We start from the raw sequence: 21072 nt of genomic DNA, 5'->3' as shown, positions 1-21072 counted from the left end.
CCGTCGCATCGCGAGACTCAGCCGGCTATTCACCGTTATGTGATAGCTTAGCCGACTACCACCGAATAAGACAAGCGCCCCAAGTAAATCCGCCGCCCATTGCCTCCAGAAGAACGAGCTGCCCCTGCTGGATGCGGCCATCCCGCGCCGCGAGATCAAGGGCGAGCGGTATGGAGGCGGCCGAGGTATTGCCGTGTTTTTCGACGGTTATAACAACCTTTTCAGGCGAAATTCCAAGCTTCTTGGCGGATGCGTCGATGATCCGTCGATTGGCCTGGTGGGGGACGAACCAGTCGATATCGTCGGCCGAAAGCCCTGCATCGGAGAACGAATCTTCGATAACGTCAGTTATCATGCCAACCGCGTGGCGGAAGACTTCACGCCCCTCCATGCGCAGATGACCGACGGTACCCGTCGTTGAGGGGCCACCGTCGACGTAAAGCTTGTCCTTGTGCGCGCCGTCCGAGCGCAACTTGGACACCAGAACGCCGCGCTCATCGTCTGAGCTTTCCTCAGCTTCCAGAACCAGCGCGCCGGCTCCATCGCCGAAGAGGACGCAGGTCGTGCGGTCGCTCCAGTCGAGGATGCGAGAGAACGTTTCCGCGCCGATGACGAGCGCACGTTTCGCAAGGCCGCCACGCAGATAGAGATCGGCGGTCGTCAGAGCATAGACGAAGCCTGAGCAGACCGCGTGAACGTCGAAGGCGAAACCATGGTGAATGCCGAGCCGGTTCTGGATTTCGACGGAGGAAGCGGGAAACGTATTGTTGGGGGTCGCGGTCGCAAGCACGATGAGATCGATATCGCCCGGCTGGAGCCCCGCCGCATCGAGCGCACGGCGCGCCGCCTCCTCGCCCAGAGATACGGTCGTCTCGTTTTCGGACGCGATATGCCGTTCGGCAATGCCGGTCCGCTGCTTGATCCATTCATCCGAAGTTTCGACAACGCCGTCAAAGTCGCGATTCGTCATCACCCGCTCGGGCAAAACCGATCCCGTGCCTCGGACGACCGATCGAATTGTTCCGTTCATTGGCCTGCGCTCTCGTCTTCTTTTGGCGGCGCGTCGCTCATACGCGCATGGAAACTCTGGAGATCGGCAGCGATCTTGTTCATGAGGTCGTAGCGGGCCATGGCGTGAGCAAGATCGAGAGCGGCTGCAAATCCCTCCGCGTCGGTGCCGCCATGGCTTTTGATGACAATGCCATTGAGGCCGAGAAACACTCCGCCATTGACCTTGCGCGGGTCCATCTTGTCGCGAAGCTGGTCGAAGGCACCCTTGGCAAGGACATAGCCGAGCTTGGCGAGCACGGTCCGCGACATCGCCTCGCGCAGATAGCCAGCGATCTGCTTGGCCGTTCCTTCCGCCGTCTTCAGTGCGACGTTGCCGGTGAAGCCCTCGGTCACGACCACGTCCACCGTGCCCTTGCCGAGATCGTCGCCCTCGACGAAACCGTGATAGTCGATCCGCTCGAGATTGGACTCCTTGAGAAGACGCCCGGCCTCGCGAACCTCGTCCTGGCCCTTGACCTCCTCGACGCCTATATTGAGGAGACCGACGGTCGGCTTTTCGAGCCCGAACAGGGCCCGCGCCATGGCGCCGCCCATCATGGAAAAATCGATCAGCTGCTGTGCGTCCGCCCCGATCGTCGCACCGACGTCGAGCACGATGCTTTCCCCGCGCAGGGTCGGCCAGATCGCGGCGATCGCTGGACGCTCGATCTCCGCCATGGTGCGCAGGCAGAACTTCGCCATCGCCATCAGCGCGCCGGTATTGCCGGCGGAGACCGCAACCATGGCGTCGTTCGTCTTCACCGCCTCGATCGCGCGCCACATGGAGGATTTATGCCGGCCCTGCCGCAAGGCCTGCGATGGTTTTGCATCCATCGCGATCGCCATCTCGCAATGGCGAACGATCGAAGCCCGCGCCAGTGCATCGTGGGACTTCAGGATCTCTTCGATCCGGGCTTGGTCGCCATAGAGGATGAAACGCGTATCAGGCCGCCGTTCGAGCGCCAAGGCGGCGCCAGGAAGCGTCACTTCGGGACCAAAGTCGCCGCCCATCGCATCGATCGCAATGGTCGTCGTATTGTCGTCGTTCACTTCAAACTCGCCTTTTCAAATCGCTGCCGCCTCGGCCGCGGGCATTCGCACCGGAATCTATCCTTCTCGCAACCCTTCGCAACAAGACGCACCCTAGTTCTTGTCGCCCTGTTGCTTTCTCAACGCCGCCAGATCGGCGAACGGCGAGACCTTTCCGGCCTCAGGCTCAGGATCGGTATCAATCGTCTCGAAGGTCTCGTTCGGCCGCCTCGGATAGGGATCGATCGCCAGAACGAGGTGCTCCTCGACATAAGGGGCGAGATCGATGTGATCGCCCGAAAACGGTTCCGGCGGCTCTTCGCCTTCGGGATCGACGAAGATCTCGTCCTCGAAATCGGCCTTTCTTGGAGCCAGCCGGGAATGTTCCGGAACGAAGATCATGTCGAAGTCGATGACGTAGTCCGTTTCTATGGGCTCGAGCGTCACGACACTCTCCTGCACGGCGGCCACCTTCAAGATACCCGTCACCTGAACGCCTGCCTTTTGCCAGGGCATGGCGACAAGGGAACCCTTGAATTGCGCCATGGCCGTCAAGCCGAGATCGGACGCGATACGCTGAAGGTCCGCAGGTCCTGCATCGAAATCGATCGGCAGGCCCGACTGGGACACACGCCCGACGGCGATCCTGAGGGTTTTGTGGAGATCGGTTCCTGTGGTCATGGCGTCCCTGACTTGTCGAGTTGTCCGGACAGAAGATCGCTTGCGGGACTATCCGATAGAGCGGCAAGTTCCGCCATTGCCTCACCCGCAAGTCTTGCGGCGACCGCCTCGTCCACATCCTTGGAAAGAACGCGCCCGCGGAGGACCTCGGCGAGCGCTTCCTTCGGTGCCGCGTCGTCGAGAGCCCGGTCATAGGCATTGACCCGCTCGTAGAACTGGCCCGTCAGCTTGCGCATCCGCTTTGGAACCGACTGGTCTCCGATCCCGATCTGGCGAAGCGAGTCGTCCATATCGACCACGAACCGGTCGACGATGTCCTGAACGATCGGCGCGAGCTCGGCATCGCCACGACACCGCCGCATGAAAAGATAGATTTCGAGCGTCACCGCCTCGAAGCGTCCCATCACGGTATCCTCGATACCGCAATTCTCGAACAGATACGGCCTGCGCGCCCGTGCGATCAGCGCACCGTATAGGTCCTCGACGATTTCCCGGTTGCGCCGTCTCTGCCGGCGCCAGTTGGCGAACATGGGTTCGAACGCTTCTTTCTTATGCCCGTTGCTGCCTATGGCGGTGCCATAGCCCTTGAGCGATTGCAACGCGGCGATGTCTGTTTTACGGACGTAAGCGAGGAAGCCAGCCGGCTCGATCCGGCAGGATCACACGCGCGACTGCAATCTTTTGCGCGATCAACACGGAACGGGAGAACTTGCTCGTGGGCCTGAAAATCGCGACACGTCATGTAGTGTCAGCCGTGCTGATGTCGGGCGTACTGGCCGCGTTCAGTGGATGCCAGACGGGTGAAGTGCTCAGCGCCGGCTATGTCATCGACGAGCAGATGCTGCAGCTGGTTCCGGTTGGTTCGAGCCGCGAACAGGTTGAGCTGGCGCTCGGCTCGCCCTCGACCACGGCGACCTTCAACGAATCGCAGACCTATTATTATATCTCCCAGCGCCGGGAGCGTCCGGTCGCCTTCCTTCAGCCGACCGTGACCAATCAGCGGGTTCTCGCCGTCTACTTCAACGGCGAAGATCGCGTGGAGCGGATTGCGAATTACGGGCTGCAGGACGGCCGTGTGTTCGACTTCATCTCGCGCACGACACCTACGGGCGGCAGGGATGCCAGCTTCCTCGGCCAGATCCTCGGCGATACTGTCAGCGGCGGAAATCCGCTGGGACGCGGGTAAAGCCCGATATCAGCGGACAATTTGGATTGATCCAGTGGGTCAATCCGGGTCCGCCGATTTTCTGAAGCGGAAACGCGACCATGATCCATCGCATTCCGCTCGAAGGCCTTACTGGTTGCAGTTTCCAGACACGATCAACGCACACTCGACGACCGTTCTCGTCAGGCGGACCTTCGCCGCGCGATCCATGAGCCGGTTTCGAGGGAAAGCACCAACAGGCAAACGGCCACCACCGGCAGGACGATCCAGTTCATGGTGTCCCAACCCGAACCGACATAGGTCTTGCCGGACATGAAGGATGCGATGGCAACGAGCGTGAAGAGAACGAAGTCGTGAAATCCCTGGGTCTTGGCCCGTTCTTCAGGTCTGTAGACACTCGCGACCATGGCCGTTGCGCCGATAAACCCGAAGTTCCAGCCAAGCCCGAGCAGCGCTAGGCCCAGCCAGAAGTTCCAGATCTCCAGACCTGAGAGGAACACACCGGCGCTCACCGCGATCAGCGTAAGCCCACAGCCGATGACCAGTTCGACGCCGAAGCGCCGGATCAGCCGACCGGTGACGAGGCTCGGTCCGAACATGGCAAGCACATGCCACTGAATCCCCAGGACCGAGACATCCTGGCTGAGACCGCAGCCGACGATCGCAAGCGGGGCTCCGGTCATGACGAAGCTCATCAGGGAAAACGTGCCGACGCCGCAGACCAGTGCCACCATGAACCGCCTCTGCGTGACGATCTGAAAGAGCGGACGACCGGTGTCGGGTGGCGCCGCCGTCGTATCCTTGGGCGTCTTCGCCGGCACTGCGATTCTCAGCCGCGTCAGGATGACGGCGCCCAGGAGGCCGAGAACCGCAAGAGCCAGAAAGGAGCCCGCGAACTCGACCGGAAGAAAGAGCGACGAGGTATAGCGCACGGTCTGCGGCCCGATGACAGCCGCACCGATACCGCCGACGAGAACGATCGAGATCGCGGTCGATTGATAGGCCGCAGGCGCGCTGTCCGTTGCCGCGAAGCGATATTGCTGGACGAAAGAGCCACTCGTGCCGAGAACCAGAAGCGCCAGGGCGAAGATCCAGAAACTCTGCTGGGACAGAGACGCGGCGCCGATCAAAGCGCCGAGCACCAGGATGAGGGCGCCGGATACAAACCCGTAACGCCGGCCGACAGCCCGCATCAGGGCCGCAGCGGGCAAGGCCCCAAGCGCAACGCCGACATTGTAGGCGGTCACGGGAAGCGTTGCGAGGGATTTATCGTCGGCTAGGAGCCAAGTGCCGGCAAGGCCGCCCGTCGAAATCGCGATGGGGGCAGCCGCGCCGCAGACAGCCTGTGCGCAGGCAAGAACGAGCGCATTCAGCCGGGCCGAACGCGTTCCGGCCGGCTCAGGGGCAAGCACGGTCACTTTCGTGCCGAAGGGCGCGTGTCCGAGCGTTTCTCACGAGCCACGCGGTCGAGCAGCGCGTTGACGAGTTTCGGCTCTTCGTCCTCGTAGAAAGCCTTGGCGACATCCACATATTCGGACACGATCACCGCGACCGGCACATCGGTGCGGGTCTCGATCTCGAAGACCCCGGCGCGCAGAATGGCGCGCAACGTCGAGTCGAGCCGCGACAGAGGCCAGCCGGGCGGTAGATGGGCATGGATCACCGGATCGATGACCTTTTGCTTGCGCACGACGCCCGAGACGATGTCGCGAAACCAGGCCGCATCGGCGACCCGATAGGTCTCGCCATCGATGTCGTGGCCCATCCGATAGGTCTCGTACTCGGCGACCGCCTCCACGAGCGGCGTTCCGCCGATATCCATCTGGTAAAGGGCTTGCACCGCCGCGAGACGCGCGACGCCGCGCTTGTTGGCAGGCCGAAAGCTTCGTTGTTTCGTCTCGTCCATCGGATCAGGCCCCAAGCCGGTCCCTGAGCGTGATCATTTCAAGGACCGTGCGGGCTGCCGCACCGCCTTTGTCCTTCTTGGCGGGGTCCGCGCGCTCAAGCGCCTGCTCTTCGTTTTCGACCGTGAGGATGCCGTTGCCGATCGCAATCGTCTCTTCGATCGATAGCTTCATGAGACCTTGAGCAGACTGGTTCGAAACGACTTCGAAGTGGTAGGTTTCACCGCGGATGACACAGCCCAGCACGACGAATCCGTCGTAATCGGTGCCGTCTTCGTCGGCGCCCGACAGGGCATAGGAAATCGCGGCCGGGGCTTCGAGGGCGCCGGGCACGGTCACGACGTCGTAGGTGACCTCGGCGGAATCGAGTTCGGCCTTTGCGCCCGCCAGAAGCTTGTCCGCGATCTCGTCGTAAAACCGTGCCTCGACGATGAGGACATGAAGATTGGCGCTCATGCGTAATGTCTCCGAATGTTCATGGCGCGGGGATACGCCTGCCGCTTGCCGCAAGCAACAGCCGAATTCGCAAAGTCTTCGCGCTTCGCCGGCGGGCTCCTATCGCGGGGATCCGAACAGCCGTGCCGCATAGCGCGCGATCTGGTCGACTTCGAGATTGACCCTGTCGCCGACCCGCCTCTCGTTCCATGTCGTCACGTCCAAAGAATGGCGAATGAGAAGAACATCGAACACGTCATCCTCGACGGAATTCACGGTGAGCGAAGTGCCGTCCAGGCAGACCGACCCCTTTTGCGCGATGAAGCGCTTTTCGCCCTCGCCCGCCTTCAGCCGGAACCGGACGGCCTCGCCTTCTTCCTCGATCGCGACGATATTGGCCATGCCATCCACATGGCCCGAGACGAGATGGCCGCCGAGTTCGTCGCCGATCCTCAGCGAGCGCTCCAGATTGATCCGGGTCCCCTCGCCCCAGGTTCCGACGGTGGTCAGCCGGAGCGCTTCCTCCCACGCCTCCACCTCGAACCAATGCGCCGTGTCGCCAGCCTCAGGCAGACCGGTCACCGTCAGGCAAATGCCGGAACAGGCAATCGACGCACCAAGATCGATCCCCTTCGGATCATAGGCGGTATCGACACGAAAACGCCGGCCTTTGTCGAGTTTTTCAACCGAAAGAATGCGGCCGACATCGGTGACTATTCCCGTGAACATCTCAAACCCGCCTTTCGAATTCGAACCAGTGATCGCCGCCCAGACGCAGGCGCTCGGTCAATCTGAAACGCCGCTTTCCGGCCGCAACATCGATGGGCGCCTCGATACCGCCCTCGCCCACCACGGTCTCGCCCTCGACGAGAATGAGCCGGTCGACGAGATCGGCATCGAGGAAGCTCTCCCCCACGGTCGCGCCCCCCTCGACGAGGATGCTCTGGATGCCGGTCGCGCCGAGATCCTCCATCAGTTCGGGCAAAGCGACACGTCCGGTTCCGGGAACGAGGTCGCAGGCCACGAAATCGGCACCCGCCGCCATCAAGGCCTCCCGTTTCGATGGATCGGTATCGCCCCGCGCCACGATAGTGAGCGGCGTCCTTCGCGCGCTCTGAACGAGCGCCCTTTCCGGGTGAATGGTCAGGTCCGGGTCGAGAACGATCCGGCGCGGCGAGCGGGCTTCGAGGCCCGGAAGCCGGCAATCGAGACCCGGATCATCCTCGCGGACCGTGCCCATGCCGACAAGGATCGCATCATGGCGGGCGCGTTCGAGATGGGTCTGACGATTGGCCACCGGCCCCGTGATAAAAACCTGACCATGGCCCTTTCGACCGATCATGCCATCGGGCGAAAGAGCCATCTTCAACGTGACTTGCGGGCGGTTGCTCGCATGGCGCGTGAGATAGGCGGAAAGGTCGGAAGCAGCGTCGGCAGCCATCACGCGCGGCGTAACGGAAAGGCCGCCCGCAAGCAGGATCGCATGCCCCTTGCCGTCGACACGTGGGTCGGGATCGGCTGCCGCCGAGACGACCCGCGCCACCCCGGAGGCGACCAGCGCTTCGGCGCAGGGCGGCGTGCGGCCATGATGGGCGCAGGGTTCGAGCGTGACGTAAGCCGTCGCGCCGCGCGCGAGTTCGCCCGCTTCACGCAACGCCTGCGCCTCCGCGTGAGGCCGGCCACCGCGCGCCGTGATACCACGCCCGACGATACGCGGGCCGTTTCCATCGTCGCGCACGATCAAGGTTGCGACGGACGGATTGGTCCCGGTCAGGCCCGCATGGCGGAAGCCCAGACGGATCGCCGCAGCCATGAACCGCTCGTCGGTCTCTTTTGTCACGAACCGATCGGCTGCAAGATGTGCCGGATCAGCCTGCACCACCGCCATCCTCCTTGGCTTTCAACTCCTCGACGAGATCGCCGAAATCCTTGGCCTCGTGGAAATCACGATAGACCGAAGCGAAGCGAACGAAGGCGACGTCGTCGAGTTCCTTCAAAGCCCCCATCACCATTTCACCGATCGCATCGGAGGTGACATCCTGATCGCCCGATTGTTCAAGACGGCGAACGATACCGGAGACGAGCCGCTCGACGCGATCGTGCTCCACGGGCCGCTTGCGCAACGCGACTTCCACGGACCGGGCGAGCTTGTCGCGATCGAACGGCACCCGTTTTCCGGATTTCTTCAGAACGTAGAGTTCGCGCAGCTGAACCCGCTCGAAGGTGGTGAACCGACCGCCGCAATCAGGGCAGACCCTGCGTCGGCGCACGGCTGCGCCATCCTCGGCCGGACGCGAATCCCGGACCTGACTGTCTTGCGATCCGCAATAGGGACACCGCATGGCTTCGACCGCCCAACTCGACAACAAAAAAACTCGCCAACCAGAGGGAAATCCGGTCGGCGAGTCCGTCATGCGTCAGATCATGCCCTGCCCGCAAGCGGGCAAGGCAGATCGATGGATCGATCAGAAACCCTGATAGATCGGGAAGCGGTCGGTCAAGGCGATGACCTTTTCCTTCACGGCCTGTTCGACGACGTCGTTCTCTTCCGAGTTCGACTTGCGCAGGCCATCCAGAACCTCGACGATCAGGTTGCCGACCTCGCGGAATTCCGCCGTGCCGAAACCACGGGTCGTCGCGGCCGGCGTGCCAAGGCGGATTCCGGAGGTGATCGCCGGCTTCTGCGGGTCGTTCGGAACGCCGTTCTTGTTGCAGGTGATGTTTGCACGGCCGAGCGACTGCTCGGACGCCTTGCCGGTCAGCTCCATCGGACGCAGGTCGACCAGCATCAGATGCGTGTCGGTTCCGCCGGAGACGATGTCGCAGCCACCAGCGCGGAGCGTTTCCGCCAGCACCTTTGCGTTTTCGCAGACCGAGCGCTGGTAGGACTTGAAGTCCTCCGTCAACGCTTCACCGAAAGCCACGGCCTTGCCGGCGATGACGTGCATCAGGGGTCCGCCCTGAAGGCCAGGGAAAACGGCCGAATTGATCTTCTTGGCGATGTCTTCGTCGTTCGTGATGACAATGCCACCGCGCGGACCGCGCAGGGTCTTGTGCGTGGTCGAGGTCGCGACATGGGCGTGCGGGAAGGGAGAAGGATGAACGCCGGCCGCGACGAGACCCGCGAAGTGGGCCATGTCCACCATGAAATAGGCGCCGACCATGTCGGCGATCTCGCGCATGCGCTTGAAGTCGACCTGACGGGAATAGGCCGAACCGCCGCCGATGATGAGCTTGGGCTGGTGCTCCTTGGCGAGCGCTTCCATCGCATCGTAATCGATGAGGCCGGTTTCGAGGTCGAGGCCGTACTGGACCGCGTTGAACCATTTGCCCGACATATTGGGCTTGGCACCATGCGTCAGGTGACCGCCGGCATCGAGGCTCATGCCGAGGATGGTGTCGCCCGGTTTGATGAGTGCGAGAAAGACCGACTGATTGGCCTGGCTGCCCGAGTTCGGCTGAACATTCGCATATTCGACGCCGAACAGCTTCTTCACACGCTCGATGGCGAGTTCTTCGACGATGTCGACATACTGGCAGCCGCCATAATAACGACGGCCGGGATAACCCTCGGCATACTTGTTGGTCAGCACCGAGCCCTGTGCATCGATCACAGCGCGCGACGTGATATTTTCCGATGCGATCAGTTCGATCTCGTGGCTCTGCCGACCGAGTTCCTTGTTGATCGCATCCATGACCTCCGAATCGCGCTCGCGGAGAGGCGTGTTGAAGAAGGCCTCGTGGACATTGGACTGGCTCTGGACCGCCTCACTCATGACTGTCTCTCCCATTTTCTCGGTAAGTCTGGCGCGACCGCAGCGAAGGCGCGCGAATTCAGTGGTTTCGTAACACGACGGCTCGGAAGGTCCAATGGAGGACCGCTACCCAGTTGGATAAGAAGAATTCGCCAGTCGCACGGTCCGGCCTCGTCTTTCTTCTGTAGCCATGGGCGCCTGATCTATAGCGTGAAGCTGTGCTTCAGTACGCCGTCAAAAGTGACAGACTTTATTGAATAGCCGACATGAGCCACAAAGTCGCACGGCACCGGCAGGGTCGCTACCGGTGCCGTCTGGCATGATCTGAGAAACTTGAGAACGCGTTATTTCAACCCGCTCTTCTTGCGTTCATCTTCGATCAGAAGCCGTCGCCCTGGGCGTAAGGATTCTGCTGACCCGCAGCATAAGCCGTCGTCGTCAACTCGCTCATGGCAAGCTGCTCGGCACCATCGCGATGATAGATGTCGTCGCGGAACTGCACGACGTTCGGGTCGCTCGCCCAGGCTGTGACATAGGTGAAGTAGACCGGCACCGGATTGGAAAGATCGATGTCCTGACGGCTCCGGGCGGAAATGACCCGTTCGATCGCCTGACGATCCCAGCCCTGCTCGTCCCGAGCAAGCCAGACGATCAGGTCGCGAACGTTCTGGACACGCACGCAGCCGGACGATTCGAAGCGCATCAACTCGGAGAACAGGCCCTGTTGCGGCGTATCGTGCATGTAGACCGCGTGGGGATTCGGGAAGTTGATCTTCACCGATGCCATCGCGCTGTTGGGACCCGGATCCTGCCGGAAGAGATACTTCACCGCTTCGTCCGAATTCCAGTCGATCGCCTGCGGCGGAACCTCCTGGCCGCTGCCGTTGAAGATGTGAATTCCGTTACGCTGCAGATAGGTCGGGTCCTTGCGCACCAGCGGAATGATGTCCTTGCGCACGATCGAAGCCGGCGCGTGCCAGTACGGATTGAGATTAAGATTGGTGATCTTCGAGGTCAGAATCGGCGTCTGCCGGTCCACCTTCCCGACGACGGCCGTATGGCGCTGGACGACCTGACCATTTTCTACCGCTTCGATCGACGCGGCGGGAATGTTGACCATCACATAGCGATGGGGGAGCTGTTCCTGAAGCTGGTTCTGGAGGCGCGCAGCGTTCGTCTGGAGCTGGAAGAGGCGCAAATTGGCCGGGACATTGAGCGCCTTGTAAGCATGTTCACCGACCACGCCATCTGCCGGCAGACCGTGCCGGGCCTGAAAGCGCTTAACAGCCGCCTCGACATAGGTGTCGAAGGCCGGCGAGTTCGAGGCCTGCGGGGAAAGATCGCCCGAAATCGCAAGGCGCTGGCGCAGCATCTCCACATCCGGCGTCACTTCGCCAAGCTTCAGAACGTAACGGGCCGGCACCGTCGGCCAGCCGCCTTGGGCAACGATCTGGCTATAGGTCTGCATCGCCGCCTGCATGGAGCTGAGCGTCTGCTGCGAGAAGATCGGGCTCAGGGACGATACCTGCTTCGCGCTCGATCCGCGCGTATCGAACTGGTCGTCCCAGTTGCCGCGACCACGCGCGTTCAACAGTCCGTCAAGCGTCGATTGCGCGGATGCCATGCCCGTCAATCCGAGGCCCAGCGCCGCTGTGGTCCCGGACAGGAAGGCGCGGCGCGTCGTCCGGCTTGGCCTCGAAACTCTGTTCGTCATGAATTGCATTCCCCTCGTCTATGCCATGCGTTCTTCGAGACTCTCGCCTTCGCTTTCCCCAAAGCGGGCGAAGTCGGCTTTGGCCGTCACTTCGCGCATCGAGACTGTCCCGGTTTGAGGAAGGATCATCCATCCCATTGCGGCGAAAGGAAGGATGAGACATGCATTGCCGCCGGACCGTGGCGCAGGCGTTATGCCTCCCGGACGAAAAACGGCCCTGCTCCTTTCGGGAACAAGGCCGTTGCCGGGGGACGCCGGACTGGAGGTCTTGGGACAGAAGACCCTGGGGATCAGAGACGGTAGACGATCTGGTCGTTCCAGAACCGATCGAGGCGCTGCAGAGACTTGTTCATCTTGGAGAACTCCTGCTCGTCCAGACCGCCGACCTTGTCGATGGAGCCGATATGCCGCTCGTAGAGCTCGCCAACGATGTGGGCGATGTCCTGGCCGCTTTCGGTGAGCGAGATGCGCACCGCCCGGCGATCGACGCGGGACTTCTGGTGGTTGATGAAGCCGAGGTCGACGAGCTTCTTGAGGTTATAGGAGACGTTCGAGCCGAGATAGAAGCCGCGGCTGCGAAGCTCGCCCGCCGTCAGCGTCGCATCGCCGATGTTGAACAGGAGGAGCGCCTGAACGGCATTGATGTCGGTGCGGCCCTGACGCTCGAACTCATCCTTGACCACGTCGAGAAGACGGCGGTGAAGACGCTCGACGAGCTGGAGGGTTTCGAGATAGAGCGATTTCAGGTCTGCACCGGCGTTGGCATGATCGTCGGCGATGGGGGACTGAACAAGATGCTGGTTCATGACTGGGCTCCGCTGTTGGGGTGATGAGTTCTTTTTCGCCTCATCTTGAAAACCGTTGTAGCGAGCGCCCTCTAAAATTCGACTTAAACTACAGGCTTAACAAGCTTTTACGCCGAAGACGCGCATTTCGTCCTTAATCAAACCTCGCCGAAATCTTGACAAAACCTGACGACCGCAAGTCTTTCAGATTTTGTTCATGACGTTGCCGCCCTCGTTGCACGCGGCCTGGCATCGGGCGCCCTCACAGCGTTTTCCGCTTGGCCGCGCGGGCCCGCAATTTGTCGCGATGGGCGAGAAACCGCAGCCCCGCGAACATGGCGAAGCCCCAGAGGTGAAGGCCGATCAGCAGCAGCCGCGATCCGAAGAGGACCGGAAACCCGAAGGACAACACGATTTCGACGAGGATGACGAGAGCCCAGACCACAGGGGCCCATCGCGCCGTCATCCACATGCCTATCCCCGCGATCGGATAGAGCACCGAGAGAATAGGCACCGCGATCTTCCACCAAACCGGCATCAGATCGAAGCGCGGCGGTATATCCACGAAGCCGGGAAGAATCGGACCGAAGCCGACGAGCGCGGCCCAATAACAGACCGCCAGGACGAGGATATAGACAGAGAACACACGAAGCAGCACGACGGTCAGAAGCCGATTCAGCCCGACCTCAGGTGTTTCGGTCGGAATTTCTATCGTCATGCCACGCTGCCCAGGCTCTGCGTTGTCGGGGACGACCCCATTTCGACAGATGTGGTCGTTCTTCTGGCGAGACCGCCAATCCGCCCTGCTCGAGAGCAAAACCCATCGTCGGCTCTTTGACCCTCTCACCTGATACTATAGGCAGATGGAGCGGCGCGATAGCCGCGCGAGAAACAATGGCCTGATCAGGCAGCGGACGAAGCAAGAGACGAAAACGCGATGACTGCGAGAGATGTAACCGGGATTTCCAGGCAGATCGAAGACGCAACGCAGGGCCTGCGTATGCGCCGGCTCAGGCAGACCGACTGGTCACGCCGCCTCGTTCGCGAGCATCACCTTAAGGCCGCAGACCTGATATGGCCGATTTTCGTGAAGGACGGCACCGAGGCGGAGCCGGTCGCCTCCATGCCGGGTGTCGAGCGGCGCACGGTCGAAGGCTGTGTCGATGCGGCAAAGCAGGCCGCCGATCTCGGCATTCCCGTCATCGCGCTCTTTCCCTACACCGATCCTTCACTGCGGGACGAGACGGGTAGCGAGGCGCTGAACCCCAACAATCTCGTCTGCCGCACGGCGCGGGCCATCAAGAAGGCAGTGCCGGAGGTCGGCATCATGTGCGACGCCGCCCTCGATCCCTATACCAGCCACGGCCATGACGGCGTGATGAACGGTGACCGGATTCTCAACGACGAGACGGTCGAGCTCCTCATGAAGCAGTCGGTGATCCAGGCGGAAGCGGGAGCCGACATCATCGGCCCGTCGGACATGATGGATGGGCGCGTCGCCTGCATCCGTTCGGCGCTCGATGGTGCGGGCCTGCGCGACACGCTGATCATGGCTTATTCCGCAAAATATGCCTCGGCCTTCTATGGACCCTTCCGCGACGCCGTCGGCTCGAACGCCATGCTGAAGGGTGACAAGCGCACCTATCAGATGGATTACGGCAATGTGGACGAGGCGATCCGCGAGGCCGAACAGGATGTCGCCGAGGGTGCCGACATGATCATGGTGAAGCCGGGGCTCGCCTATATCGACGTTCTGTCCCGCATCACCCAGACGCTCAAGGTGCCGACATTCGCCTACCAGACTTCCGGCGAATACGCGATGATCATGGCCGCTGCCCAGAATGGCTGGATTGACGGCGACAAGGCGATCGTCGAGGTGCTGATGGCCTATAAGCGTGCCGGCGCTTCCGGCATCCTCAGCTATTTTTCGCCGAAGGTGGCCGCAGAAGTCATTGGGTGATTGGGTTCGGCGTTGCGCGGCAGAGTACCCTTCGACCGTCCAGAATCTCGCAGTCATCCGCCGCGAAAGAGAACCACTTTGCGATCCTCTTTCGCGGCGCGACGAAGTAAATCAATAAGCGAACTGGAAGCGCCCCGTCACCGCATGAACTTCCTGCCCGTCGTTCGGGCCGGCCGTCGCCTGCGTATAGGAGTAATCGGTCGTCAGGGTGAACCGCTTCGTTAGGTAGAGATTGGCGACGGTCGAGACGCCGAACTGAGCGCCGCCATCGGGGCCGAGATCGGTCAGGTCGAGATAATCGATCCGCGCGCCGACTTCGAACGCACCGAAGCCGCCTTCGTCGATCGGATTTCGCGGAATGACACGGCCAAAGGTGCCTGAGGACGGATCATAGCCACGCGTCTCTCCGGTAAGAAAGTAGGTGGAATAAAGATAGCCACCATGGGCCGTGCCGCTTTTAAGAGCGGTCTCCACCTGCACGCCCGTCAATTCGCCCTGAAAGGAGAGCGAACCGAGAACCACCGCCGTTTCGAGATTTCCGCGAAGGATGTGGTCCGCATCGAAAAAGCTTGGGCTCGTCGCAATCGAGCGCGAGGTGAGCGTCGAGTTCGTCCCACCCGAGAAGCTGAAGGATTGCTCGAGATTGAAACGCGTCGAAATGGCAGCGCCAAGATGCAGAAGTCGTTCGACGCGCTGGGTTCCGACGCCGTCCCGGGTCGCATCGCCTGAACGGGTGATCTTGCTTTCTTGGTAGATCGGCGCCCAGGTCGCCCGCCCCGTGAAGGCAAGCCCCTCGTCGTCGACGCCGGTATTCACGTCACCGCCGAAGAGACCGCCTGCCAGGGAATAGTTGTCACCGCCATATTTGATGACGCCGCCGACATTGTCACCGGGGATGAGCGCCGCGCTCTGGCCGGCCGAAATGAAGGGCAGGAAGCGGCTGCCGGAATAATCCTGGAGGGAAAACGGCTCGTCCTGCTGTCCGACCTGGAACGTGAGCCGGTCCGTCGGCGAATAGTTAATGAAGGCGTAGCGAACAGGGAACGTCTTGTTTTGAAAGTCGTAGGCAAACGTTCCGCCGAAGTCGTCGTAAGACCCATAGACGTAGAGCCGCACAAGATTGTCGGACGTGTCCCAGTAGTCCGAGCCCGGATCGAAATCCGTGTAGCCGCCGTCGAGCTGAATGAAGGGCGCGAGTGTGATGTTACGATCGGGCGTCCCGAATTCGAGGAATCGATCGTTTTCAGAAAAGAGGTCCGCATCATTGGTTGCGGACTCGGCGCTGGCACTGTGTGGCAGAAGAGCGGTGCCCAGTGCCAGAGTGGCAAGCAAAACAGTCAGACGCCGGGCGCGTGGCGCCTTTCTATCGGCTGTGTCATCGATCGTCATAAAACTATCCGTCCCTGTGGTTTCGTAATCGCCCGGGCGGCACTGCCCTGAAATCGAAAAATACTCGATAATCTTAGATAAAATCGACTGCGAAGACTGTAACTCGCCAGCGACACATCAAAACAGACTCCTGAGTTCGCAATATTTCGACCACAGAACAGCTGGGGTGGAATTCAATATACGTCATTAGGCACACAACAAGATGCATCTTTTAAGTGCCCTGAATCGAAACGTTGCAATTCAATTCGCCGGCCACCAAATCTTGAGGCAAGTTCAAATTGCACCTGAAAGACCCCGATGGACCGCACGGCACAGATCGATCCGATCTCCTCTTCCGAGACCGCTCTCGATGAGCCAAGGCTCTATCGCAGCGCGCTCCGGCGCCGCAGCGCTGCGTTTCTCGTCGATTATGCCGTCGTTTTTCTTCTTTCGATTCCCGCGGCGATCGTTATCTTCTTTCTCGGCATCATGACGTTTGGTCTGGCTTTCGGGCTCTACGCCGTTCTGCTTCCCGCAATCGCCATTGCCTACATCGCTTTGACCATGGGCGGCGAACGCCAGGCGACACCCGGCATGAGGCTTGCCGATCTCGAAGTGCGACGGCTCGATGGCGGCACGGTGGATCCGACGCTCGCCGTTCTCCATGGCGTGCTCTTCTGGGCGTCGACGGCGATCCTGACGCCGGCTGTCGTCCTTGTCGGGCTGTTCACCCGCCGCAAGCAGCTGCTGCACGATGTTCTTCTTGGCACCGTCGTCGCTCGCAGGCACTGAGAGTCCCTGGGGAGAATTCCATGCCGTCTCTGACCTTTTGAAGAGAATGAGTTTTCCCACGAAGCGCTAACCCGCGTCCGCCACACGCCTTGCGTTCATGGGCTGCCGCCTTGATAACCAAGGCGTCAGGCAAGCAGCGCGGGTGGTCATGGATTCGCTCCATATATGGGTGACATACGGGCTGATCGCCCTCAGTGTCGTAGGCTACGCATTGGAGCGCTGGCCGATCGAAGCGGTTGCGGCGGCCTCGCTGAGCCTGTTCCTCGTGTTTTTCGCCGCGTTCCCCTTCGTGGCTTCAAATGGCAGCACGCTGACCACCGCGGATCTTTTGTCCGGCTTTGCCAATCCGGCGCTTATCACCGTCATGTGCCTCCTCATCGTCGGCCAGGGTCTGTTTGCGACCGACGCGATGGCCCGGCCGGCGCAATTTCTGACCAGGATCGGCGGAGCGGCCGGCCGCTCGACGGTGCTGATCGTGCTGGCAGCGGCCGGGATTCTCTCGGCCTTTCTCAACAACACGCCGGTCGTCGTCATCTTCATTCCGATCCTGACAGTGATCGCGACACAGCGCGCCGTGCCGGCGGCGCACGTCTTTCTGCCGCTCTCCTATCTCTCGATCCTCGGCGGCATGACGACCCTGATCGGTTCCTCGACCAATCTCCTCGTCGCGGGTGTCGCCCTAAGGTCGGGCATTCAGATCAATTTCTTCGACATCACCATACCGGGTCTCATTCTCGCGCTGACCGGCGGCTTCTACGTTGTGAAAATCATGCCGCGCCTCCTGACGCCGCGTGAAACAGGTGATGGCCGGCCGATTGATGCGAACGGCAAGCAATTCCTTGGCGAGATCGATATCGACGACGACCACCCTTTTGTCGGCTTGACCGCAAGGGCCGGTCTGTTCCCGGGGCTTAAGGAACTGACGCCGCGCATGATCCTCAGGGAATCGAAAACCATCCTGCCGCCGTTCGACGATGTCGCGCTCGAGCCCGGTGATCGCCTGATCGTCACGGCATCGCGGAAAGCGTTTTCTCAGGCGTTGTCGAAGGGCAATCTCGCGGTCCGCACGCTCGACCCGACATCAGGCGCACAAAACCTGGAGCGCACGCGAAAGATCGGGCCGGACATGGTGATGGCCGAAGCGGTCGTTGCGCCGGGTTCGCGCTACGCCGGCCGAACCATGCAGTATTCGGGTCTCAGGACCCAGTTCGGCATCACACTCTTCGGCCTTCAGCGCAAGAATAGAATGGCGCGCTCGGCGCTCTCCGATATTCGACTCGAGCCCGGCGATACCCTCCTATTGTGTGGCCGGCAGTCATCGATCAATGCGCTGCGCGGCAATCACGATCTGCTTCTCCTCGAATATTCCACGCAGTCCGTTCCACAGTCGTCAAAAGCGGGCGTTGCCGCAGCGATCTTCTTTGCGATCGTCTCCATGTCGGCAGCTGGCGTCATGCCGATCGAAGTACTCGCTTTTGCCGGCGCCGTCATGATGGTCGTGACAGGCTGCCTGACCGTCGGAGAAGCGGCGCGATCCGTCGACCGGTCGATCTTCATGCTTGTCGGCGCATCGATCGCGGCCGCGACCGCGCTGGAAATGACGGGCGGGGCGGCGCTTCTTGCCAACGGCATGGTGTCCGCCCTGTCCGGCGCGCCGATCCTCGTGATCCTCTCGGGCCTTTTCCTGGTGATCGCGATACTGACGAACTTCCTGTCGAACAATGCGACCGCCGTTCTCTTCACGCCGGTCGCCCTCGACATGGCGGCAAAGCTCGGCGCATCGCCGATGGCGTTCCTGGCCTGCGTCATCTTCGCGGCCAATGCATCCTTCGCAACGCCGATCGGTTATCAGACCAATCTTCTTGTGATGGGGCCGGGTCGTTATCGCTTCATGGACTTTGTCAAAGCCGGCCTTCCCCTCGTCGTTCTGATATGGTTATGCTTCACACTCGTCGCTTCCTTTTACTACGAGCTCTGAAGAGCGGTGATCAGTCTTGACGGTCCATCATCCGCAATCGCCGCAATTTTTCCTGACATCACCCTCTCCGTGTCCCTATCTACCGGGGCGAGCGGAACGGAAGGTATTCACGCATCTCACCGGTGAGCGCGCCCCCGGCCTTCTCGATCTTCTGAGCCAGGGTGGCTTCCGGCGCAGCCAGAACATCGCCTATCGCCCGGCCTGCGAACGGTGCCGGGCCTGTATCTCGGTCCGCATCATCACGGATGAGTTCAAGCCGGGCAAAAGCTTCCGCCGCATCCTCAAGCGGAACGACGATCTCGTTTCCTTCGAGCGCAAGGCGGAGCCGACAAGCGAACAATATTCCCTCTTCCGCAGCTATATCGACGAGCGGCATCTGACGGGGGGCATGAGCGAGATGAGTGTGCTCGACTATGCCATGATGGTGGAAGACAGCCAGGTTGATACGCGCGTCATCGAATATCGCCGCCGCGTTCCCGGCGCGGTCGGCGCAGAGGCCGAAAACGGCGAGCTGTTCGCGGTCGCCTTGAGCGATGTCATGTCCGACGGGCTCTCGATGGTCTATTCTTTCTTCGAGCCGGAGGCCGAAGAGCGCAGCCTCGGCACCTACATGATCCTCGATCACATTCAGCGCACGCTCAAAATGGGTCTTCCCTATCTCTATCTCGGCTATTGGGTAGAGGGCTCACCGAAGATGAGCTACAAGATCCGCTTTCAGCCCCAGGAGCATCTGATGCCCAAGGGGTGGGAACGCTATAGCGGCTCATAATACCCTTTTCTCGAAATTGACAATGCGGCATCTGCTGCATCGATGCGGCCATAAATTGAAGACCAATCCAGACATTTCACAGGCCCGTGCGGCCCAGGCCCCCGTCGATCTTGGCGATTCGAGCCGGGTCGGCCTCATGATCGTTGCGGTCGGCGGCCTCGCGCTCTCCTTCGATATCCCGCTGATTCACCTGTCGGAGAGCACCTACTGGTCGGTGCTACTCGTTAGAGGCCTTCTCATCAGCGGAGCGGCCATCGCCTATTGGGCGTTCCGACGTTTCGCCCTGAAGCAACAGACAAAACTGATCGACGGCTGGAAAGGCCTCCTCGTCACCGGCCTTTACGCGGTCGGCGTCACGAGCTTTCTGATCGCCGTCTTCAACACCACAGCCGCGAACACGGTCTTCATTCTCGCGTTCAATCCGGTCTTCGCGGCGCTCTTCGGCTGGCTGATCGTCGGAGAAAAGCCGTCACGCGTCACGTTGACGGTCATCCCGGTAACGATCCTGGGCGTCGGTCTCATCATGGGCTCAGGGTTCCAGAGTGATAGCTGGATCGGCGATCTCGCCGCGCTCAACGCCGCCTTCTTCATCGCCATGGGCATCGTCGTATCCCGCTATTCGCGCAAGGATATGCGCTATGCCTCGGCCCTCGGTTCGGTCGTGCCGGCCCTCATCGCGATCCCCTTCGTCATGAGTGAAGGGTTTCAGTCCGAAGCGCCTCTCCTGCTGGTCCTCAATGGGGCCGTCGTCGTGCCATTCGCGCTGGTCTGCCTTGCGGCCGGACCGATGTTCATCGCCGCCCCGCTTGCCGCCCTCGGCTATCTTCTCGAGACGGTTTTCGCGCCAATCTGGGTCTGGATGATCTTCGGCGAGAAACCCACGAGCCTAGCGCTCTTTGGCGGCGCACTCATTCTCAGTGCCCTCGCAGTCCAGGCCGCCGATGAGCTCCGCCGCGATGGCCAGCGGACGCGCGCAAGAAAGGCGGCGCTGCTGCGATAGCGCCAGCCCTTACGGCGAGAGCCGCCGAAGGCGCCGGTGTGCCAGATCTCAGCGGTCGGAAGAACGGAAGATCGGGATACGCGGCGCGGCACTTTCCTCGTAAAGCCCGATGAGGCGCGGGTCGTCCGTCAGTTCGAGAAACTGGCTGACGGGCCGAAATCCCTTTCGGCGATAGAACCGCATGGCCCTCGGATGGTCGTTCGTATTCGTATGCAGCCAGAGGCGCTCGATATTCTGCTCGAACGCGAAGGCGATGACGCGCTCCATCATGAACCGGGCCGCGCCTGAGCCGATATGGGCAGATTGCACGCCGAAATAGACGATCTCGCAAGAGCCCGGCCTCGACAGATCGAGTTCCGCCAGACCTGCGTCCTCTCCATCAATCGTCAGCACGAAGATCGCGATTTCGGGAGATGCGACCAGGGCAGTGATCTCTGCTTCCGAAACGACAAGCCGCCCATACCAGAGATGATCGCGGCCGACTGCGCGATACAGCGCGAGATAGCGTGAAAGCTCCATGTCCAGCACCCTCTCGAACCGCCATTCGGGCATCGCCTCCACCGGATCGAGAGGCTGCCGATCCTCGGCCCTCATCTCCATAATGGTTCCTATGGCGGCGAGTTTGCCGGGCAGAATTGGGGTGTTGCCGTTGGGGAGGGACAAGACGAACCTATTGCTCTGGGGAAT

Annotated in this window: 22 protein-coding genes; 6 read left to right on the top strand and 16 right to left on the bottom strand. The window is 61.2% G+C overall.

The genetic code is table 11. The annotated features are described in order from the left end of the window. Window positions 1-55: 55 nt before the first annotated feature. The 4 genes from ABDX79_RS00935 to ABDX79_RS00920 form a co-directional block, all read right to left on the bottom strand. The gene (locus ABDX79_RS00935) at window positions 56-1030 is read right to left on the bottom strand and encodes a beta-ketoacyl-ACP synthase III (RefSeq protein WP_346218382.1); all 975 of its coding nucleotides are present in this window, start codon (window positions 1028-1030) and stop codon (window positions 56-58) included. Next, a complete protein-coding gene (gene plsX, locus ABDX79_RS00930; protein WP_346218381.1) occupies window positions 1027-2100 on the bottom strand; it encodes a phosphate acyltransferase PlsX in 1074 nt (357 codons plus the stop codon). Before plsX ends, ABDX79_RS00935 begins: the two co-directional genes overlap by 4 nt. A gap of 93 nt (window positions 2101-2193) precedes the next feature. Continuing rightward, window positions 2194-2760 carry a YceD family protein gene (locus ABDX79_RS00925; protein WP_346218380.1) on the bottom strand — a complete coding sequence of 189 codons (567 nt, stop codon included), beginning with the start codon at window positions 2758-2760 and terminating at the stop codon, window positions 2194-2196. Further along, complete coding sequence (locus ABDX79_RS00920; protein ID WP_346218379.1) at window positions 2757-3290, bottom strand: ubiquinol-cytochrome C chaperone family protein; 534 nt, start codon at window positions 3288-3290, stop codon at window positions 2757-2759. Before ABDX79_RS00920 ends, ABDX79_RS00925 begins: the two co-directional genes overlap by 4 nt. A 230-nt stretch (window positions 3291-3520) precedes the next feature. Here ABDX79_RS00920 and ABDX79_RS00915 point away from each other — a divergent pair, with 230 nt between their 5' ends. Next, entirely contained in the window at window positions 3521-3946 is a 426-nt protein-coding gene (locus ABDX79_RS00915) for an outer membrane protein assembly factor BamE (protein WP_346218873.1), read from the top strand. A gap of 161 nt (window positions 3947-4107) precedes the next feature. Here the strand turns inward: ABDX79_RS00915 and ABDX79_RS00910 are convergent, their stop codons facing one another. The 10 genes from ABDX79_RS00910 to ABDX79_RS00865 form a co-directional block, all read right to left on the bottom strand. Continuing rightward, window positions 4108-5343, bottom strand: a complete 1236-nt coding sequence (locus tag ABDX79_RS00910) for an MFS transporter (protein ID WP_346218378.1) — start codon at window positions 5341-5343, stop codon at window positions 4108-4110. Further along, complete coding sequence (gene nusB, locus ABDX79_RS00905; protein ID WP_346218377.1) at window positions 5340-5831, bottom strand: transcription antitermination factor NusB; 492 nt, start codon at window positions 5829-5831, stop codon at window positions 5340-5342. The genes ABDX79_RS00910 and nusB overlap by 4 nt, the downstream gene beginning before the upstream one ends. A 4-nt stretch (window positions 5832-5835) precedes the next feature. Then, on the bottom strand, window positions 5836-6285 hold the full coding sequence (locus ABDX79_RS00900; RefSeq protein WP_346218376.1) for a 6,7-dimethyl-8-ribityllumazine synthase: 450 nt from the start codon (window positions 6283-6285) through the stop codon (window positions 5836-5838). Between the two features lie 99 nt (window positions 6286-6384). Continuing rightward, on the bottom strand, window positions 6385-6993 hold the full coding sequence (locus ABDX79_RS00895) for a riboflavin synthase (RefSeq protein WP_346218375.1): 609 nt from the start codon (window positions 6991-6993) through the stop codon (window positions 6385-6387). Between the two features lies 1 nt (window position 6994). Then, a complete protein-coding gene (gene ribD / locus ABDX79_RS00890) occupies window positions 6995-8152 on the bottom strand; it encodes a bifunctional diaminohydroxyphosphoribosylaminopyrimidine deaminase/5-amino-6-(5-phosphoribosylamino)uracil reductase RibD (RefSeq protein WP_346218374.1) in 1158 nt (385 codons plus the stop codon). Further along, entirely contained in the window at window positions 8133-8606 is a 474-nt protein-coding gene (nrdR, locus tag ABDX79_RS00885; protein ID WP_346218872.1) for a transcriptional regulator NrdR, read from the bottom strand. The genes ribD and nrdR overlap by 20 nt, the downstream gene beginning before the upstream one ends. 123 nt (window positions 8607-8729) lie before the next feature. Beyond that, window positions 8730-10040 carry a serine hydroxymethyltransferase gene (glyA, locus tag ABDX79_RS00880; RefSeq protein WP_346218373.1) on the bottom strand — a complete coding sequence of 437 codons (1311 nt, stop codon included), beginning with the start codon at window positions 10038-10040 and terminating at the stop codon, window positions 8730-8732. Window positions 10041-10398: 358 nt separating this feature from the next. Continuing rightward, on the bottom strand, window positions 10399-11733 hold the full coding sequence (locus ABDX79_RS00875) for a L,D-transpeptidase family protein (RefSeq protein ID WP_346218372.1): 1335 nt from the start codon (window positions 11731-11733) through the stop codon (window positions 10399-10401). A 290-nt stretch (window positions 11734-12023) separates the two neighbouring features. Then, window positions 12024-12539, bottom strand: a complete 516-nt coding sequence (ldtR, locus tag ABDX79_RS00870; protein WP_346218371.1) for a transcriptional regulator LdtR — start codon at window positions 12537-12539, stop codon at window positions 12024-12026. Between the two features lie 241 nt (window positions 12540-12780). Continuing rightward, window positions 12781-13236, bottom strand: a complete 456-nt coding sequence (locus ABDX79_RS00865) for a DUF6163 family protein (RefSeq protein ID WP_346218370.1) — start codon at window positions 13234-13236, stop codon at window positions 12781-12783. 219 nt (window positions 13237-13455) lie between these two features. On the opposite strand from ABDX79_RS00865, the gene hemB reads away from it, so the two are divergent. Then, window positions 13456-14478, top strand: a complete 1023-nt coding sequence (gene hemB / locus ABDX79_RS00860) for a porphobilinogen synthase (RefSeq protein WP_346218369.1) — start codon at window positions 13456-13458, stop codon at window positions 14476-14478. A 111-nt stretch (window positions 14479-14589) separates the two neighbouring features. Here hemB and ABDX79_RS00855 read toward each other — a convergent pair whose 3' ends face one another. Continuing rightward, window positions 14590-15867, bottom strand: coding sequence for an OprO/OprP family phosphate-selective porin (locus ABDX79_RS00855; RefSeq protein ID WP_346218368.1), 1278 nt, complete (start codon window positions 15865-15867; stop codon window positions 14590-14592). A gap of 297 nt (window positions 15868-16164) precedes the next feature. Here ABDX79_RS00855 and ABDX79_RS00850 point away from each other — a divergent pair, with 297 nt between their 5' ends. From ABDX79_RS00850 to ABDX79_RS00835, 4 genes are all read left to right on the top strand, one after another. After that, window positions 16165-16638 carry an RDD family protein gene (locus tag ABDX79_RS00850; RefSeq protein WP_346218367.1) on the top strand — a complete coding sequence of 158 codons (474 nt, stop codon included), beginning with the start codon at window positions 16165-16167 and terminating at the stop codon, window positions 16636-16638. A 148-nt stretch (window positions 16639-16786) separates the two neighbouring features. Then, complete coding sequence (locus tag ABDX79_RS00845; protein WP_346218366.1) at window positions 16787-18616, top strand: SLC13 family permease; 1830 nt, start codon at window positions 16787-16789, stop codon at window positions 18614-18616. A gap of 16 nt (window positions 18617-18632) precedes the next feature. After that, complete coding sequence (locus tag ABDX79_RS00840) at window positions 18633-19385, top strand: arginyltransferase (protein ID WP_346218365.1); 753 nt, start codon at window positions 18633-18635, stop codon at window positions 19383-19385. Window positions 19386-19440: 55 nt separating this feature from the next. Beyond that, window positions 19441-20385 carry a DMT family transporter gene (locus ABDX79_RS00835; protein ID WP_346218364.1) on the top strand — a complete coding sequence of 315 codons (945 nt, stop codon included), beginning with the start codon at window positions 19441-19443 and terminating at the stop codon, window positions 20383-20385. Between the two features lie 48 nt (window positions 20386-20433). Here the strand turns inward: ABDX79_RS00835 and ABDX79_RS00830 are convergent, their stop codons facing one another. After that, window positions 20434-21048, bottom strand: coding sequence for a GNAT family N-acetyltransferase (locus ABDX79_RS00830; protein WP_346218363.1), 615 nt, complete (start codon window positions 21046-21048; stop codon window positions 20434-20436). Window positions 21049-21072 lie beyond the last annotated feature (24 nt).

The sequence above is a fragment of the Fulvimarina fulva genome (assembly GCF_039652615.1).
GTDB lineage: Bacteria > Pseudomonadota > Alphaproteobacteria > Rhizobiales > Rhizobiaceae > Fulvimarina.
This window is presented reverse-complemented; position numbering and strand designations above follow the sequence as displayed.